Here is a 17917-nt window from a genome sequence, read left to right on the forward strand (position 1 = left end):
ATATCCATGGAAATCAAACATGTGCCGTTAGAATCGGTTTGGAAAATGCGCTTTGAGATCATGTATCCTGAGCATAGTATCGAGATGGTCAAGCTCCCTGCCGACGAGCAGGGTTTGCACTATGGACTGTACGAGGGAGATATACTGATGTCTGTGATCTCACTTTTTGTCGAGGAGGGCAAGATGCAGTTTCGCAAGTTTTGTACGCGCGTTGATCAGCAAGGCAAGGGCTATGGTACGACATTGCTTCGGCATGTGTTTGATGTAGTACTGCCTGCACATCAGGTTGCGGCCATTTGGTGCAATGCCCGCACCAATGCCGCAGCGCTCTACGAGCGTTTTGGTATGGTCCGTACTGAGCGGACTTATCGCCAATACGGCTATGATTTTGTCATCATGGAAAAGCTATTGGCCGCTTAGGCTTTGGCAGCTTTCGCTTTTTTTTTGAAAGGAGCCCCGAGGATGTCAAGGATACCTTTGCCAGAGAGTCCCGGACCCTGTTTTTCAGCTTTCATGTATTTTTTCAAGAACTGCTCCAGAGGGAATACACAGAGAGCAATGCCTACATCTATACCGAAATCTACGACAGGAGAGCTTTGTATACTCAAATAACTGGCAGCTACGGATTGCAAAAACTCGATGACCATCACAATCGTGAGTATAGTCAATGCTTCGGTAAGTAGGATGTTTTTAGATTTGGCACGGCGGTTGAGCACGATCGATCCGATGACGAGCATGGCCATCATGAAAATCTGGATACCGTAGAACCAGTGCGTTTTCCAGTAAGGTGGTTGGATGGTGAAACTTACCTCTTGGGATTCTTGGATGTTGCCAAACGAGTCACGAGACTTGACTTTGAGCGTATAGTTGCCGGGCTGTAGGTAATTGAAATCGATGCGGTTGTTTTCTCTCCATTGCGACCACTCGTTGTTGAGTCCCTTGAGTTTGTATTGGTATTCTGATTTGAGAAGTCCTCGGTAGTCTGGACAAGACATTTCAAAGTGGATGGTGTTTTCGTCGTGGCTAAAGCTCATGTTGCTGCCTAGTTTGACATCACCGTAGTTGGTCGTCACTTTACGGAAAAACATTTTGTTGAGTGCAATCAATGAATCTGAGATGGCAGGTTCGTACTGCAGTATCTCTTTGGATTCGTTGAGTAGCCAGAGTCTACCTCCGTACTTGGAGATGTAGTTCATGTTGGGAAATAGCCTGAACTTGTCGAATTCTTCGAATGTTTTGTCTCGATTGATTTTGTGCCAATTCTCACCATTGTGTACCCAAATGATGCCGTTGCGCTGCTGCAAGTGCCGGATCGGAGTGCCGAGTTGTTGGAGCAGCGTCGTGTCAGGGATTATCTTTTTGAGCGTGGTGTTGAGGTAGAAATATCCTTGGTTGTTGATCAAATAGAGCTGTTTGTCAATATAGGCCAGTTTGGCTTTATCTACGAATGGGTTGTCAAACTCATAGGTGTTGAAATCTGGGTTTTCGGAGTTGAGTGAGTTGAACTCATACAGTGAGCCTGCTGTGATGAACCATGTACGACCGCTGACGTCATTGAGGGCATTGAGGATGATGTTGCCATGAAGATCGATCTCGTCGGAGATGACCCATATGTCGTCTTCGATTTCGTAGAGTTTGATTTCGTCAAAATATGTACAGATGATGAGTCGGTTGGTTTTGCGCTCTTGTTCGATGAGGCGTACTGGTTCGTGGATGACGAGTTCGCCAGCTCCATCTTTGATTTCGTATACGCCATTGGTCCCTGCGACAAGAAGTTTGCCTTTGTACACGATGAATTTTTCCGTTTTGGAGTGGATGCCTTCGACCGGTTTGAATACAAATTTGGAATGCAAAAACTCCTTGAGAATGCGCTTTTCATATTGTTTTTTATCCTCCTTTTTGATGTGTTGTGGGTTGGAGTAGTGCTCCTCCTTGTTGTTGCCTCCAAATAGCTTCCATTTTTTTTTCTCTTGTTGTTTGGGTTGAGTAGATGGCTTGTTTGTTTTGGGTACATAGTAGACGTTGTTTTTGTAAACGTCCTCTTTGTCTAGATAGAATACACCTTCGCTGGTTGCGGCATAGAGTGTACGATTGTGAAAATAGACCTCTGATATATTGCCATGAAGTCCTTGGAAGTTGGAAAAACTCCGGAACGGGATGTTGATCTCCATACGGCTAAGTCCATAGGCGTGAGATATCCATAGCCCTTCCTCTTGGTCTGTACCGATGGCGTGGATTTGGTTGTCTGGGAGTCCCTTGCTCTGGTTGATGATTTCTTTGATTTCGGATTTTTTGTTGTCGTAGAGGATGCATCCGTCTTCCAGTGTACTTAGCGCAAAGTAGCGGTCGTTGACCCATTTGCCGTTGTTGACAAAGGATTCGTGCTCTTCTAGAAATTCCGAGATTTTGCACTCATAAAATTTCGGGGCTCGGTAGATGAACGTACGGTTGTCAGAGGTGCCGGCGACATATTTGTCCTCTGTCGGATGCTTGTCAAAAAATAAGAAACGAGCATGAGAAGGTGGTGACCAGTCTGGGTAGGACAGCGCATCGTTTTGGTAGCGAAAGATCGTGTCGTTGGTTTGCAACAGAACCTCTCCGTCGACTTCAAACATGTTGGTGAAATAGTCCTCTGGATCATCGAGTAGTAGTAAATTGGTGCGTTGTTGCCCTGTATGGTAGCGCTGTAAGTTGCTTTCACTCAAAAAGTATACACTGGAGTCTTGGTACAAAGTCTTGTTGTACAGTCCATGATCATGTTTGTTTGGATTGAGAGAGATGAACTGGTATTTGTTGTCTTTATAGTCTATGATACCAAAGTCTCCCACACAACCAACATAAAGGTTGTCTTCATGGTCAAAGGTGATGGAGAGGGCACTGCTAGGTGTAGAGATGTAGTCCCACTTGTCTCCGTCATAAAATAGGAGGCCAGAGCGATTGGCGATACAAAGTTGACCATTGTGATTAGAGGCTATATCAAAATTGAGGTTGTCCAAGCCTTCTAGGTCCAACTGGTGATGCGTTAGAAACAGATCTCCTTGTTGGGCAACCAACGTAGGATAGGTCCATAGCAAGAGAAAAGCGGTGGTAGCTAAGGCTTTGAGCATATGAGGTAAGGACAGGTTTGGTTAAGGGTCTAGTTTCACTTTGAAAGATAGCAATAAGTTTGAAGCACTTCCATTTTCCTATGGTCAATTTGAGGAAATCAGAACGAATAGCAGTTCAGAAAGCGGGATTCAAAAATATAACAAGGGGTTGTTTTTTATATTATAGGAGATTGGACAATCTTTGGAGAATGATTGGTATAGTTCGGAGTGAGCTACTGGTTGTGACTGTTTTTGTCGATTGACTTACCATTATTTTGACCTTGCCAGATCTAAACTCGGCGCTAAGAATGAATGATTATGATAAAGTATAACCCTAAAAATTGGCTTGTTTTTAATTTTTACAGCCGTTTCGTCTTTCGTCGATTGTTGCCCATGCTTTTGGGTATGACTTTGTTTACCGTCGTACTGGAGTATGTGGTGCTGGATTGGATGCAGTTGCACTATCCAGGGATACTTAGTTTTCACTCCATTCTAGGGATTTTCTTAGGGTTGTTTTTGGTGCTCAGGACCAATACAGCCTATGACCGATGGTGGGAAGGCCGTAAGCTGTGGGGGCAGTTAGTCAACAATACCCGGAACTTGGCCATAAAAATCAATACTTATACAGAAGACAAAGAAACGAAAGCATTTTTTAGAGAGATGATTCCTAATATCACTGTGGCTATCAAGGAGCACTTGAGAGATAGCCGAATCATTGGTGAAATGGAGATCAGTGATGAATCAACTCGTGAGGCAATCATCGCTAGTGATCATCGCCCCAATTACATTGCCAATTTGCTCTACAAGAAAGTTCGTGAGATGAAGAAAAATGGGGATATTTCTGAAATGGAATATCTTGGGTTGGACAAGGAACTGAAGAGCTTTTCGGATATCTATGGAGCTTGTGAGCGGATTCACTCCACACCCATTCCTTATTCCTATAGCATGTTCATCAAGAAGTTTATCTTCTTTTATATTTTCACACTACCCTTCGGCTTGGTCTGGCAGTTTGGCTACTGGACTACTTTGATTGTACTGCCTGTTTTCTACTTTTTGCTGAGTTTGGAACTGATCTCAGAGGAGATCGAGGACCCGTTTGGCAAGGATATCAATGATTTGCCATTGGACCAGTTGAGTACTAAAATCAAGGCCAACGTCAAGGAGATATTATCTTAACGAACCCTACCTTTTGGGCGAGCGCTCTTTGGAATGCTGCGAGAGCATGATCCTCTGCGCAAACGCGTCAAAGCTTTCGTACTGATCTGGTCTGCACAAGGCTCGGAGTTTTGAAAAGTGTTCGAATGCCATGTGGTCCATGTCTTGTTGGATCATTCCGATTTCTTGGGTGTAAGTGTCTATGTCAAAATCTGGATCTCCAAGATGTGCAAATACTTCCTTGCGCAACTGAAACAATTTGTTTTGTTTCTTGCGCAGTTTTTTTACGTGTTCTTTTTTTAGTAGAGTGAATTGTTCCATTTGTGAGTCATCCAGTCCGAGCTTTTCCTTGAGGAGTTCTCTCCTTGATTCTTTCAAGTGTTCACTTTTCTTTATTCTTTCGTGACCTTTGAAGAGTACAAAAAGGCACCCTAGATTGAAAAGGACAAGGAAGACGATGAATGTATTTTTCAAAGTATTGTAGTGAGAGGGTTTCATGAGGTTATTGTTTAGTAGTCGTAGTATTCGTTGCTGTCCCAAGAGTAGTCACTGGCGAGTTGTTCGATGACTTGGTCATTGTTTGTCGTCGTATCGGTGCTTGATTTTTGGGCGTAGTATATACCCAATGCATTGGCAAGAACCAGAGTTGCAGCGGCGGCATACTGCCATATATTGAAGCGTAGTTCGCGTTGTTTGTTCCTGATTTTTTGTTGCACTTTGGCATAGAGACCTTCTGGCACGTCTACAGCTTTGATAGGCTTGAGAGCTTTCCACAGCTCTTCATGTTTTTCGGTTTGTTTCATGACTCTGTCCAATCTATGTGGGCTAATTTCTTCTTCAAATTGTTTTTGGCTCTGAACATCAGCGATTCGACTGAGGATAGGCTTGTTTCCATGATTTGGGCGATTTCTTGGTAAGATTGCCCGTCCATGTGGTATAGCGTAAATGCCATGCGTTGGCTGTCTGCCAGAGTTTCGAGTTGTTGTTGTATGAGAGCCGCTTTTTGTTCGTTTTCGGCCGCTAGGCCTGGGTGATCTACGCTCAAGTGTGCTGTCTCGGCACCATCCACTGAGACGAAAAACGCGAAGCGTTTTTTTCTTTTTGCTTTCCGCAAAAACTCTAAGCACTTGTTGCAGGTAATGCGGTATATCCAGGTACTGAGTGTGGATTTTTGTTTAAAGCGTTCGATTTTTTCGTGAACCTCCAAAAACACATCCTGAGTGACCTCTTCCGCATCTTCTTGGATTTGTAGGAAGTTGAGGGAGGTGTTGTACACTCTCTTTGCATGCGTGTCAAAGAGTACCTTGAAGGCCTCTTCGTCGTGTTGTTGCAGCAGCGATACCAGTTGTGATTCTTTCAAGGTTTGGATTTCAGATTTAGCAGAAGAGTTGTGCTCTTCTGCTAAAATTAAACAACTTATCTATGTCTTGACTCTTTGGAGTCTTGGTGCGCTTGCATCCTGTCAAATTTCATCTGCTGCTCTTCGGTCAATATACTTCGGATGTTGACTTGTGTCATCGTACGACTGACGAATAGCTTCTCGCGGAGATCTCCGATTTGGTGTGCTGTTTTTTCGATTTGCTTTCGGTCAGCGGTGTCCGCAGTAGTCAGTGTTGTCAGACGTGCATCGAGCTCATTGAGTTGATTGCGGAGGTTCTTGGCCTCTTTGGCTGACTGCATGTGTATGGTTTTGATCTGCTCGACTTGTGATTCGTTGAGGGCCAGTCTTTCGGTCATCATTTCAATGCGGTCACCCTTCTTCTGATCACGGTGGCCATTTCTGCCTTCTGATCGGTGCGCTGGAGATTGTGCCATCAGACCACCTAGTAGTCCGATCGATAGCACGGCTGTTAATATTGACTTTTTCATCTTGAATGTGTTTTGTTATTTACTCTTTAGATGACCAATGAAATCAATACTTGCGCTGCAAGTGTAAAAAAAATCAACGAAGCAGGAAAGAAGTGTCGCCGTAGCTGAGAAAGCGGTAGTCCTGTGCCAATGCTTGACGGTAGATCTCTTGCCAATCTTTGCCTACAAAAGCTGCCACGAGCAGCACGAGCGTAGAGGCGGGCATGTGGAAATTGGTGAAGAGCCCATGTATGATTTTGAAATCATAGCCTGGGTAGATAAAGATTTCGGTCTCACCATGGAGTACATCGACCTGCATTTCGTCCATTTTTTGGAGGAGAGCTTCTATTGATTCGCGAACGGAGATGTTGGCATATTGGGCTTGGTAAGCGGTGTCTTTGTCTACTTTGAATGGAGCTTGAGGATTCTTAGTCAGTATGGCGCCGTACCAGTAGGTGCTTTCGAGGGTGCGCATGGCGGTGGTGCCTACTGCTAGGACGGGGCCTTTGGATAGTAGGATGTTGTGGAGGTTGTGACGGTAAATGATGATGCGCTCGTTGTGCATGTCATGGTCCTTGAAATCAGTCGTTTTGATGGGGCGGAAAGTTCCCGCACTCACATGCAAGGTGACTTGATCTATTTTTGTTCCGTTTGCTTCGAGACGGTTCAAGATTTCTTTGGTGAAGTGAAGCCCGGCAGTGGGAGCGGCTACTGCACCTTCATTTACAGAGAAAACGGTCTGGTATCGGGTTTTGTCATCTTCGGTTTCTTTGCGGTTGAGGTAGGGAGGGAGAGGGACATGGCCAGCTGCTTCGATGATTTGTAGGAAGGCGTCCTCAGTGTCCCAACTGAACTCCACGATACCATGTGATCGGTCGATCAGTTTGGCGCGCAATTGTATAGAGCCCAACTGCAGGGTGATGGTGGTGCCATCTTTCCATTTTCTCAAGTTGCCGATGATACATTTCCAGCTGCACTGCTTTTTGACTTGCAATGCTTTTTCAAACTCTTGGTAAGGAGAGATGGGTTCGGTCAGGAATACCTCAATTTTCGCTCCAGTGCTTTTTTGAAAAAAAAGCCGCGCAGCGATGACTTTGGTGTTGTTGAGAAAAAGAGTCGAGTCAGTAGGGATGTGATCTAGGAGGTTTTTGAAGTGGTCATGCGTGATTTCTCCCTGTTTGTAGACCAGCATTTTGGATGCATCGCGATTTTCTAGTGGGTGCTTGGCTATCTTTTCGTCAGGTAGCTCGAATAAATACTCTTCTAGTTCCGTACTTGGTTTGGACATATGTCAAGTGTAGTTCAGTGCCAAAATTCTTGTTTTCTGTTCATAATCTGATGCGAAAGTCTAAATTTCTTCTGTACTTCGTGGACTATGTCTTTGAAACTAGAATATCAAAAACACATACTTCAGTTCAAATTTGCGGCGGGAACCTCCCGAGGAGTCCTTCGTACCAAAGAGGTTTGGATTCTGAAAGTGACGGATACCGAATCATCCGTGAGTGTGGGGTACGGTGAAGTGAGTGTTATAGAACGGTTGAGTCTCGATTTTAAACTTGATTTTGATGTAGAGTTGGGTGAATTGAGTGAGGCCATCTCGGGTCAAATCATGCCACAGTCAGAGAGTGGAGTGTACCAGTTAGTAGCCTCTATGGTGGAAGAGGCCAAACCTGCGATTCGTTTTGGTTTGGAGACCGCTTTGTTGGATTTGCTCAACGGAGAGCAGTTCAAGGTTTTTGACAATGATTTTTATAACCATGGACGGCAGATTCCAATCAATGGACTGATTTGGATGGGGGATGAGGAATTTATGCTGACCCAGATAGAGAAGAAAATACAGCGAGGGTTCCGGTGTCTCAAGATGAAGATAGGAGCGATTGATTTTGAGACGGAAAAGAAGATCTTGGGATCTATACGCAAGCGATTTGGGGAGAGTGAGCTGACGCTGAGGGTAGATGCGAACGGTGCTTTTCAGACAAAAGATGTCCTCAAGAAACTGGATGAACTGGCGCAGTTTGGCTTGCATTCTATCGAGCAGCCAATCATGCCTCGTCAATATCATGCCATGCAGTTGGTCTGCAAGCGATCTCCAGTTCCGGTGGCGTTGGATGAGGAGCTGATTGGTGTTTTTGGCCCAAAGGCGAAGCGAGAATTATTGGCAGGTATTGAGCCTCCGTTTATCATACTCAAGCCCTCGTTGTTGGGGGGATTTGCTGCCACGACTGAATGGATCAAGATTGCGGAAGAACTTGGGGTTGACTGGTGGATTACGTCTGCACTGGAAAGCAATGTCGGGCTCAATGCTATCTGTCAGTATACGGCTGAGTTTTCGGATTTGTCCTATCAAGGGTTAGGGACGGGGCAACTCTACGAAAATAACTTTCACTCCCCTTTGACCATCGATGGGCAGTGTATCTCGTATCACCCCAATCTCTCTTGGGACCTTTCGCCGCTTCGATTTGGTGAGTGATCTATTATTTGGTCTTGTTGGTCGAAATATATTGATATTGGAGAGTGCAGAGGACAGTTTTACAGCATAGTCTAGAGCGAAGTTATCGCTCATACTCTTTTCAAAATTGTCAATTACAATAAGTTTTTGCTGGACTCGGCGGCTTCATCGGCCAAGAGTTCAGCATTTTTTTTGCCCAAGTATCGGTCGATGATGCTGTGTCCAAGATAGATCATCGGTGTGAGTAGAATTGCTACGCCAAATTTATAGATGTAGTTGATGATGCCAATCGCTAGGACTTGCTGTAGGGGCCATTTGCCCCAGACATAAAAGGCGATAAAGAGTACGAGGAAGCTGTCTATGAATTGTGAGACGAGGGTACTGCCTGTGGCCCTTAGCCAGATCTTGCCAGAGCCTGTGATACGCCGGAGTTTTTGGAAGATGAATACGTCAAGGAGTTGACCGAGTAGAAATGCGATCAACGAACCGACCATGATGCCGAGCCCCTGTTGGAAGATCAGGCGGTAAGCGAAGTTGATGTTGAAGGAATTGCCGTTGGGGTCTTTGCTGTTGTAATCGATCCAGAAATCTGCGGGAGGGAGTAAGGTGATGGTGTAGATGAGGACAAAGGCCAAAGCAATGAGCCCTACCGTCAAGAAACTGATCTTGCGTACGCCACGCTGCCCAAAAAACTCGTTGATGATGTCGGTGGTGATGAATACTACAGGCCAGAGCACTGCACCAGCTGTCAAATTAAAGTCTAGTGTCATCTGTCCGAAAAAGTTGATTTGTGCAGGAGGGACATCGAGGAGTTTTTCTAAGGAGAATATTTTGACGCCCAGGATTTCGGCCAGTAGGGCATTCATGATGAATATTCCCGCGAGAACGAGAAAGAGAGTGTTCTTTTTTTCGTGGTAGAGCGGGTCTTTCATGGTTATTCGGCAGAAAAATCGTGTCCTTCGAGTGCTAGTTCGGTAGCGTCAAAGATTGTTTTGGCTTCTGCTAGCATGGGGAGGAGTTCTTTGTATCGGGTAGAGAAGTGCCCAATTAGGAGTTGTTTGACTTGGGCTTTTTTGGCAATGGTAGCTGCTTCTGTCGTGGTGGCATGGTGAGTGATGGCTGCACGCTCTTTCATGTCTTCCATGAATGTTGCCTCGTGGTAGAGGATGTCGACTCCCTGGATGTAGGGGATGATGTTTTCGTCATATTTGGTGTCGGAGCAGAATGCATAAGAGCACGAGGGTGCTGGAGGTAGGGTCAGTTCATCGTTGGCATACTTGATTCCATCTTTGTCCTCTATATCTTCTCCATTTTTGAGCTGAATGATTTTGGACGGGGGCAGGTCAAAGATCAAACGACGCTTGTCGATGCGTCGTTTTTTGGGTTTTTCTCGAAAGAGAAATCCCGAGCAGGGGATTCGGTGGTTGAGTGGGAAACAGTGTACGGTGATGTTCTGATTTTCGAAGAGCAATTGGTGTTCGCCGTGTACCCATTCGGTGAGATTGATTTTGTAGTTGAGGTTGGTTTGGGAGTGTTTGAGGTTGACTGCCAGTATCTCTTTGAGTCCTGGAGGTCCGTAGATGTTGAGGTCTTTTTTGCGACCGTAGAGGTGAAGCGAAGAGACCAAACCAATTAGTCCGTAGTAGTGGTCGCCGTGCAGATGACTGATGAATATGTGATCAATCTTCTGTGCTTTGATTTTGTTTTTTTTGAGTTGCAGCTGAGTACCTTCCCCACAATCTATGAGGAAGGGGACCTGCATCATGGTCAGTAGCTGTGACGTTTGGTTCCTGTTGTGAGCAGGTACCGATGCATTGGATCCGAGTATTTTGACGCTAAATGGCAAATGTGAAGAGCGCTAGAGGTAAGAATTATTCTTCTCCTTCTTTGAGCCCTTTCTCGATTTCGTTCATGAAAACCAAATCGATCGATTCTTCTACCGTAGGTAGGATGTCTAGGACCTTGTCGAGCTGAGAGATTTTGATCAGCTTCATGGCGTGATCTGATACGCCTGATAAGACAAACGAACCACCGGCCTCTGTGAATACACGATTGCCCACCAAGAGTGCGCTGAGTCCAGACGAATCGATGTATTTGACATCCGAGAGGTCTACGATCATATTGGCAACCCCTTGTCCTTGAAATGCCAAGAACTCAGTTTTCAACTCGGCAGAGATCGTAGAGTCTAGTTTCTCTTCGTTGAACTTGATCGTGTTGTATTTTTCCTGTCTGTCTAGTGTAAATTTCATATGCTTGATTTCTCCTCTTCTATTGTAAATTAATCGAATTTTCGATGTTTCCTTTGATTCTGTTGTAAATATCTGATGTGTCGACACGGTCAAAGGTGTCGCCGGTGATCTTTTCGTATAGCTCAATGTAGCGATCCGAAATGGATTTGATTTTATCCGACGACATTTTAGGGATTTGCTGTCCGTCTTTGCCTTGGAAACCCTCAGAGATTAACCATTGACGTACAAACTCCTTGGAAAGTTGTCTTTGGGGTTCACCTTTGGCTTGTAAATCAGCGTAAGTGTCCGCGTAAAAGTATCTCGATGAATCAGGGGTGTGGATCTCATCGATGAGAATGATCTCGTCCTGATACAATCCAAACTCGTATTTGGTGTCGACCAAGATCAACCCACGTTCTGCCGCCATTTCGGTACCTCGCTGAAAGAGCGCTTGGGTATATTGTTCGAGTTGTATGTAGAGCGATTCTTTGACAATGCCTTGCTTGAGGATTTCTTCTCTAGAGATATCTTCGTCGTGTCCCTCGGCGGCTTTGGTCGTCGGAGTGATGATAGGTGTAGGTAGCTTGTCGTTTTCTTTGAGCCCTTCGGGCAAAGCCACTCCACAAAGTATGCGTTTCCCTGCTTTGTATTCGCGGGCTGCATGTCCTGCGAGATAGCCACGAATGACCATTTCTACTTTGAAGGGTTCGCATTTCTTGCCGATGGTGACATTAGGATCGGGCACGGATTCTACCCAGTTGGGGACGATATCAGCTGTTGCTTTGAGGAAGCGCGCAGCGATTTGGTTGAGGACTTGCCCCTTGTAGGGGATAGGCTCTGGGAGTACCACATCGAATGCCGATATCCTGTCACTGGCTACCATCGCTAGTGCATGTTCGAATTCGTAGACGTCACGTACTTTGCCAGTGTACTTCTTGGTCTGTCCAGCAAAGTGATAATCAGTAGATTTTAAACCTGTATTCATAGCAGCAAATCTAAGGCATCATGGCTAATTAGTAGATATAAAAATGGGACAGGATTATGAATTCCAGTTAGGGTTGAGGGATCAATCGTCCAAATTTGTATTTTTCTTGCCTTAGAATATTTCCTTTCTTGTCATAGTAGGTCCACTCGCCGTTTTTCTCATTGCGGGTGTAGGAGCCTTCGATTTCGATATCTCCTGACTTGAAGTACCGCATGTAGCTCCCGTCCAATCTGTCAAATTTGTAGTTCTTTTCTTCTAGCGTTTTTCCGTTGGGGTAGTAGGCGGTTGTTTCGCCGTGTTTCTTTCCTTTGACGTAAGATTCTTGACTCAACTCATGACCTTTGTCGTCGTAGACTGTTCTTTTGCCCTCTAAGTGACCTTGGTCATAGTGCTCTATGATGTGTGGTTTGCCTTTTTGGTTGTAATATTTCCATGTCCCAGTTTTGAAATCCGATTTGTATTTTCGGGTTGCGATCAGTGTTCCCTTGTCGTTGTATTCTTCTATTTTGCTGTCTTTTTCGTAGTTGGAGTAGTCTCCCTTTAGTTTGATTTCTCCGTTGGGGTGGTAGGTGAGGTTGATGCCCGATCGTTTGCCATTGGCTAGGTTGAGTTCTTGTTTGATCGTTCCGTCGGGGTAGTATGAGGTGATGTGCCCATTGAGTTGACCATGAGTGTAGATGCCGGAGGTTTCTAGCTGTCCGTTTTCGTAGTATTTTTTATAGCTGCCTTCATTGGATCCATTGCGCTGGTACGCGATGGTATTTTGGGAGCCATTAGGATAATAGCTCAGTGACTCTCCATCGATGAGGCCATAGCGGTAGTTGATCTGGGATTTGAGTACGCCGTTTTCGTAATAGGTGTTGTTGATGCCGTGTTGTTTGCCATTGACATAGTTGATTTCTTCTTTGATTTTACCGTTGGGCCAATATTCTTTGACGAGGCCTTCGGGTTTTCCTTTGACGAAAGTCGTCTCATTTCGGATCTTCCCATCGGTATAATAGGTAGTGAGAGTGCCGACGAGTGTGTCGTGTTTGAAAGTGCCGGATTGGATCAGGTGACCGCTTTCATCAAAAACAGTCGTCTCACCTTCTCTGAGGCCGTCGGCGTATTTTGTTTCTCGTTGGAGCTGTCCGCTTTCGTAGTAGTTGATGAATTCCCCTTCGCGGCGTCCCCTGTGGTAGTACCCTGTGAGAATGACTTGACCATTGTAGCTGTACATGGTGTAGTGTCCATGCAGGATTTTCATGGTGTCTTTTTCTATGGTGGTGTACTTTTCTTTGATCGGATAGCTTCCCTCGTATTCGTGATCATAATGCGTAATGACTTGGGTTTGCCCAAAGAGCGAGGTAGAGGTAAGGAAGAGTACGAAGAATAGAATTCTCATAAATGATAAAATAAAAAAGACTTTACATCTGCGATGAACAGCAAATGTAAAGCCAGAAGAAGTGTCTAAGATGATAAATTAGCATTTCTCAATCACGATGGCTGAAGCCCCACCTCCACCGTTGCAAATGCCCGCTACGCCAATTTTCCCATTTTTCTGATCCAGTACGGAGGTGAGGGTCGTGAGGATGCGTGCTCCTGATGCCCCCAGCGGATGGCCGAGTGCTACTGCACCTCCTAGTACGTTGACTGTGTCAGAGTTGAGTTTCAGTGTTTGGATGTTGGCTAGTGCCACCACTGAGAATGCTTCGTTGATTTCGTAGTAGTCTACATCGGTAGGGGTCAATCCAGCCTGTTTGATCGCTTTTGGGATGGCCAAGGATGGAGCCGTGGTGAACCATATTGGTTCTTGTGCGGCATCCGCGAACCCTAGGATTTTGGCAATGGGTTGTAGCCCGAGTTCTTCCATTTTCCGCTTGCTCATCACGACAAGTGCGGATGCCCCATCGTTGATAGTCGAAGCATTCGCTGCAGTGACAGTGCCGTCTGGGTTGAATACCGGACGCAACGAAGGTATTTTGTCAAATTTGACTTTGCGAAATTCTTCATCTTCTGACACGATGATTGGCTCTCCTTTTCGCTGCGGGACTTCTACAGATACGATTTCGTTTTGGAATGCACCAGACTCAGTCGATGCTGCAGATTTTTGATAGGAGGCGATGGCATACTCGTCCTGTGCTTCGCGGCTGATGTTCATTTCTTTGGCGGTGTTGTCTGCGCAACTACCCATCGGAAACTTGTGATAAGGCTCCCAGAGCCCGTCATGTAGCAATCCGTCAAGCATCTGTCCGTGTCCATAACCGAGACCGTATCGCGCTTTGGGTACATAGTAGGGGATGTTGGACATGCTTTCCATCCCGCCAGCGACTACCACGTCGTTTTGCCCGAGCATGATAGATTGAGCAGCGAGCATCACGGATTTCATGCCAGAGGCACAGACTTTGTTGACGGTCGTGCAGGGGACGTTGTAGCCTATGCCTGCTCCGATGGCTGCTTGGCGTGCTGGAGCTTGCCCAATACCTGCTGAGACGACATTGCCCATGAATACTTCGTCTACCTTATCGGCTTGTATTCCTGCTTTGTTGAGCGCGCCTTGGATAGCAATAGCGCCGAGTTGGGTCGCTGAGAGAGAGGATAAACTACCGCCAAAACTCCCAATTGGAGTGCGGACGGCAGATACAATGTATACTTCTTCCATAATCTTGTGTTTTTTGGGTTGTTAGTTATCAAATGTAACCAATGACTTAGGCGTTCGTCAAGCGAACGGCAGCTTTTTCTTGAATGATGTTTTGTACAGGACGGTTCTCGATTTTGGACTCGAGCCATGAGATGATGTCAAAATACAAGAAGGCCCGTTTTTCGTAAGGGTCTGTAGAGAGTACGAGGAGGTTGTCACGCAGGGTTTCGAAGCGTTTTTTCAGTTCTTGTTCCGTAATGTTGGTCTTCAAGCGTGCTAGGAAGTTGAGGATGTATTTTTGAAACTGGTGTAGGTCTTCTTTTTTGAGGAGAAAGCGGTAGGTGGATCGGACGTAGTACTCAATCAATTCCATGTTGCCTAGTTCATAGTGACTGATTAGGTTGACGATCCTTGCAAACCCGTGAATGTCCTCGCGCAAATCTACTTCGTGCGAATTGATGATTTTATTGAGCCAGTTGATGGCTGTTTTGTGGTCATCATTGCCGAAGTATAGACAAGCAGTTTTGAAATACATAATCACTCGTGAGTGTGGGTCGAGTTGCAGTGCAAATTGGTCGATTCCAGGCATGATGCGGTCCATGAGGTTGACGCCACGTCGAAAGTCACCTTTCATAAACAAGCGGTTGAACTCATGGACGAAAGTGTACTTTTGGAGCTTTAGCTTGATGTTTTCGTTGAGGTAGGCCGAAGGGAGTGTGTAGAGTGCTCGTAGTTCGCGTGTCGTGTTTTGAAATTCACGGTATTTGAGTAGTTTATTTTGAGCGATCAAGAGGTAATTGAGACTCGAGATATAGGTTTCTAGCCTAGATTGTATCAGCGCTTTTTGTCCCGAAAATAAATGGACTAGTCGCTTGGCATATTGGTAGCCTTTCTCGAAATCTTGGATAAAAAAATAGTACCCGATATATAGATTGTAGAGACCGATTTTTTCACTCACCGAAAAAGTAGCTTCTTCAAAAAGCGGTAGATTGGTGTTGAATACAGTGTTGATTTCTTTATAGTCGCTTTCGTTGCGAATGAAACCAATCTTTTTGTACATCGCTTGGAGCTTGTATTGCAGGTTCGAAAACGAGTTGATGTGATTGATACGGGTTGTGGTTTCTTCTATCTCACGAATGACCTTGTTTGTGCGTTCGAGGCTGTCTCGTACAGTGACTCGAGTGACCATCTGCTTTTCCCATTTTAGGATTTCGAGTTGCATTTCTAGGTTGTCGCTTTTGACAGCCATTTTTTTTGCCTTTTTGATGACTTCTGCACATTGACTATAGAGACTTTTGTTGAACAGAATCTCTGCGTGATCGACCATGTCTCGAATTCGAATGTTGGGGAGTGTGCTTGAATTGTAGTCTCGCAAAGACTCGAGTACTTTGGTGTAGAGATGGGCTTTGAGGTTGGACAATTGCTGCGGTTTGATACTGGGTTCCTTTAGGAGTACCTCTTTGTCATCAAACTGCTGTTGTTTATCAATGATCGCAAATAGTCGAGCGTATTTGGCATCTTCTGTTCCCGAATTTGAGAGATTGAAATATCGCTTTTCACTCTTTTTGAGCGACTTGATCAAAAGAAAAAGGGAGTCGGATCTTTCTTTAGACATTGTATTTAAAATTTACTGTAAATACGTTTAAAGGTGTTTATTGTTCTTTTATCTCTAGGTTAGAGATCGTAATTAAATAAAACAATGGTATTTTTTAGCGATAATTCGCTAATTACTTTTGGGAAGTAAGAAATAGATACAGATATGGAAAATCGCATACACATATTCGATACGACCCTTAGAGATGGAGAGCAAGTGCCTGGATGCAGGTTGAATACCAAAGATAAGTTGTTGATCGCTGAAGAACTAGAGCTTTTGGGGGTTGATATTATCGAAGCAGGTTTTCCCGTTTCCAGCCCAGGGGACTTTGAATCTGTGTCTGAGATAGCCAAATTGGTCAAGAATGCTACAGTATGTGGATTGACCCGTGCGGTACAAAAAGATATAGAGGTAGCTGCCGAAGCATTGAAGCATGCCAAATACCCGAGAATACATACAGGGATTGGGACATCGGATCAGCACGTGTTTACTAAAATCAAAACCACTAGAGAGGATATTCTAGTGAGAAGTAAGCAGGCGGTCAAATGGGCAAAAAAGTATGTGGAGGATGTGGAGTTCTATGCAGAGGATGCGGGACGTACCGAGAATGCCTTTTTGGCGCAAGTCGTAGAAGCGGTCATCGCAGAAGGAGCTACAGTGATCAATATCCCAGATACGACTGGGTATTGTCTGCCAGAAGAGTATGGGGCTAAAATCAAATACCTCAAAGAAAACGTCAAAGGAATCGAGAAAGCGATTTTGTCGACACACTGTCACAACGATCTAGGTTTGGCGACTGCCAACTCTATCGCAGGTGTGCAAAATGGAGCGAGACAAATCGAATGTACCATCAATGGAATCGGTGAGAGAGCAGGAAATACATCACTCGAAGAGGTAGTGATGATCATGCGCAAGCACAGCTGGTTGAAGAGTGATACACGTATAGATGCAAGACGTCTCAACGCCATGAGTAGATTGGTCTCTGAGAAAATGAGAATGCCTGTGCAGCCTAACAAGGCGATCGTCGGATCCAATGCCTTTGCACACTCTTCGGGGATACACCAAGATGGGGTGATTAAGAACAGAGACAACTACGAGATCATCGATCCAGCAGAAGTAGGAGTGAACGAATCGTCCATCATCCTGACTGCTCGTAGCGGTAGAGCCGCATTGAGCTACCGATTGGAAAAAATCGGATTCAAACTGGCCAAAGAAGAGCTAGATGTGGCGTACAAACAGTTTTTGGAAGTGGCCGACAAACACAATGTGGTAGAGGAACAGCAGTTGAAAGAACTCATGAGTACGTTGGCAATCAATGCCTAATTTCAAGCAAAGCATCATGAATCGAAACAAAGCGAAAAAGACAGAGTCAGTATTGGGGACGAACAAAAGAAGTAGCAAAGTAAGCAACGAGGAGCTGAACAGTCGGATGTTTTTGGCGTCTAGCCAGTGTCTGGGTACGCGCAAAGGCTACTTGTATGCCTTTGGAGGAGATAGTCTTTAAGTAAGAGATATGGAGTGAAACCTCAGCAGGTGGTTTCATGGGTGGATATGTAAGAGATTGCCATTCTTCCTGAATCAAGTATTGTGAAGTAGTACGCTGCAGCGTGTGGAGTCAATAATTTTTTCAAAAACCAGACTTTTTGTTTGGAAGTGAAAATTAAAATGAGCTCTTTTGGCATTAATTAGAAGAAGAAATGATAGCAATTATTGTCATAGCATTAACGATTGTAGCAGTGGTCACCGTGATCACAGGTCGGGAATGATATATCAATAATTCTAAAAAAATATTTGAAGCGTCATTCCCCCAAAGAATGACGCTTTTTTATTGCCCAAACAACAGATAAAAGTGATAACGATTATTGACATAGTAGCTATAGTCATAGTGGCCGTCGTGTATGGTTGCTGAGAGGGTGCGTATATCTAAAAATATCCGAAAGCCTTTCTCTGCA

18 protein-coding genes are annotated in these 17917 nt (G+C 44.9%); 5 read left to right on the top strand and 13 right to left on the bottom strand.

What is annotated here, in order from left to right:
• The first annotated feature begins 6 nt into the window (after positions 1–6).
• Entirely contained in the window at positions 7–420 is a 414-nt protein-coding gene (locus BFP72_RS01090) for a GNAT family N-acetyltransferase (RefSeq protein ID WP_221406452.1), read from the top strand.
• Here BFP72_RS01090 and BFP72_RS01095 read toward each other — a convergent pair.
• Positions 417–3107, bottom strand: a complete 2691-nt coding sequence (locus BFP72_RS01095) for a triple tyrosine motif-containing protein (RefSeq protein ID WP_099597343.1) — start codon at positions 3105–3107, stop codon at positions 417–419. The two genes, BFP72_RS01090 and BFP72_RS01095, sit on opposite strands and share 4 nt — an antisense overlap.
• A gap of 297 nt (positions 3108–3404) precedes the next feature.
• Between BFP72_RS01095 and BFP72_RS01100 the strand changes: the two genes are divergently transcribed.
• On the top strand, positions 3405–4262 hold the full coding sequence (locus BFP72_RS01100) for a bestrophin family protein (protein ID WP_099600652.1): 858 nt from the start codon (positions 3405–3407) through the stop codon (positions 4260–4262).
• A 6-nt stretch (positions 4263–4268) separates the two neighbouring features.
• On the opposite strand, the gene BFP72_RS01105 is transcribed toward BFP72_RS01100, so the two are convergent.
• The 5 genes from BFP72_RS01105 to BFP72_RS01125 all read right to left on the bottom strand — a co-directional run bounded on the left by BFP72_RS01105 (position 4269) and on the right by BFP72_RS01125 (position 7377).
• Positions 4269–4739 carry a periplasmic heavy metal sensor gene (locus BFP72_RS01105; protein ID WP_099597344.1) on the bottom strand — a complete coding sequence of 157 codons (471 nt, stop codon included), beginning with the start codon at positions 4737–4739 and terminating at the stop codon, positions 4269–4271.
• Between the two features lie 11 nt (positions 4740–4750).
• A complete protein-coding gene (locus BFP72_RS01110) occupies positions 4751–5044 on the bottom strand; it encodes a hypothetical protein (RefSeq protein ID WP_099597345.1) in 294 nt (97 codons plus the stop codon).
• Positions 5041–5601: an RNA polymerase sigma factor gene (locus BFP72_RS01115; RefSeq protein ID WP_099597346.1), complete on the bottom strand. Its 561-nt coding sequence runs from the start codon at positions 5599–5601 to the stop codon at positions 5041–5043. The genes BFP72_RS01110 and BFP72_RS01115 overlap by 4 nt, the downstream gene beginning before the upstream one ends.
• Positions 5602–5657: 56 nt before the next feature.
• Entirely contained in the window at positions 5658–6110 is a 453-nt protein-coding gene (locus tag BFP72_RS01120) for a Spy/CpxP family protein refolding chaperone (RefSeq protein WP_099597347.1), read from the bottom strand.
• A 73-nt stretch (positions 6111–6183) separates the two neighbouring features.
• A complete protein-coding gene (locus BFP72_RS01125) occupies positions 6184–7377 on the bottom strand; it encodes an S-adenosylmethionine:tRNA ribosyltransferase-isomerase (RefSeq protein WP_099597348.1) in 1194 nt (397 codons plus the stop codon).
• A gap of 87 nt (positions 7378–7464) precedes the next feature.
• Here BFP72_RS01125 and BFP72_RS01130 point away from each other — a divergent pair, with 87 nt between their 5' ends.
• On the top strand, positions 7465–8559 hold the full coding sequence (locus BFP72_RS01130; RefSeq protein ID WP_099597349.1) for an o-succinylbenzoate synthase: 1095 nt from the start codon (positions 7465–7467) through the stop codon (positions 8557–8559).
• 113 nt (positions 8560–8672) lie between these two features.
• On the opposite strand, the gene BFP72_RS01135 is transcribed toward BFP72_RS01130, so the two are convergent.
• The 7 genes from BFP72_RS01135 to BFP72_RS01165 form a co-directional block, all read right to left on the bottom strand.
• Complete coding sequence (locus BFP72_RS01135) at positions 8673–9470, bottom strand: queuosine precursor transporter (protein WP_099597350.1); 798 nt, start codon at positions 9468–9470, stop codon at positions 8673–8675.
• Positions 9471–9472: 2 nt separating this feature from the next.
• Positions 9473–10384 (bottom strand): ribonuclease Z, encoded by a 912-nt coding sequence (locus BFP72_RS01140; protein ID WP_099597351.1) that lies wholly within the window; start codon positions 10382–10384, stop codon positions 9473–9475.
• Positions 10385–10409: 25 nt separating this feature from the next.
• Complete coding sequence (locus tag BFP72_RS01145; RefSeq protein WP_099597352.1) at positions 10410–10787, bottom strand: STAS domain-containing protein; 378 nt, start codon at positions 10785–10787, stop codon at positions 10410–10412.
• Between the two features lie 19 nt (positions 10788–10806).
• Positions 10807–11751 (bottom strand): phosphoribosylaminoimidazolesuccinocarboxamide synthase, encoded by a 945-nt coding sequence (locus BFP72_RS01150; RefSeq protein ID WP_099597353.1) that lies wholly within the window; start codon positions 11749–11751, stop codon positions 10807–10809.
• Between the two features lie 67 nt (positions 11752–11818).
• Positions 11819–13135: a toxin-antitoxin system YwqK family antitoxin gene (locus BFP72_RS01155; protein ID WP_099597354.1), complete on the bottom strand. Its 1317-nt coding sequence runs from the start codon at positions 13133–13135 to the stop codon at positions 11819–11821.
• 78 nt (positions 13136–13213) lie between these two features.
• Positions 13214–14392: an acetyl-CoA C-acyltransferase gene (locus BFP72_RS01160; protein WP_099597355.1), complete on the bottom strand. Its 1179-nt coding sequence runs from the start codon at positions 14390–14392 to the stop codon at positions 13214–13216.
• 46 nt (positions 14393–14438) lie between these two features.
• Entirely contained in the window at positions 14439–15986 is a 1548-nt protein-coding gene (locus BFP72_RS01165) for a hypothetical protein (protein ID WP_099597356.1), read from the bottom strand.
• Between the two features lie 144 nt (positions 15987–16130).
• On the opposite strand from BFP72_RS01165, the gene BFP72_RS01170 reads away from it, so the two are divergent.
• Both BFP72_RS01170 and BFP72_RS19065 read left to right on the top strand, forming a co-directional pair.
• Positions 16131–17288: a 2-isopropylmalate synthase gene (locus BFP72_RS01170; RefSeq protein WP_099597357.1), complete on the top strand. Its 1158-nt coding sequence runs from the start codon at positions 16131–16133 to the stop codon at positions 17286–17288.
• Between the two features lie 16 nt (positions 17289–17304).
• The gene (locus tag BFP72_RS19065; protein ID WP_158233223.1) at positions 17305–17469 is read left to right on the top strand and encodes a hypothetical protein; all 165 of its coding nucleotides are present in this window, start codon (positions 17305–17307) and stop codon (positions 17467–17469) included.
• The last annotated feature ends 448 nt before the right edge of the window (positions 17470–17917 follow it).

The organism is Reichenbachiella sp. 5M10 (assembly GCF_002742335.1).
In the GTDB taxonomy this organism is placed as follows: domain Bacteria; phylum Bacteroidota; class Bacteroidia; order Cytophagales; family Cyclobacteriaceae; genus Reichenbachiella.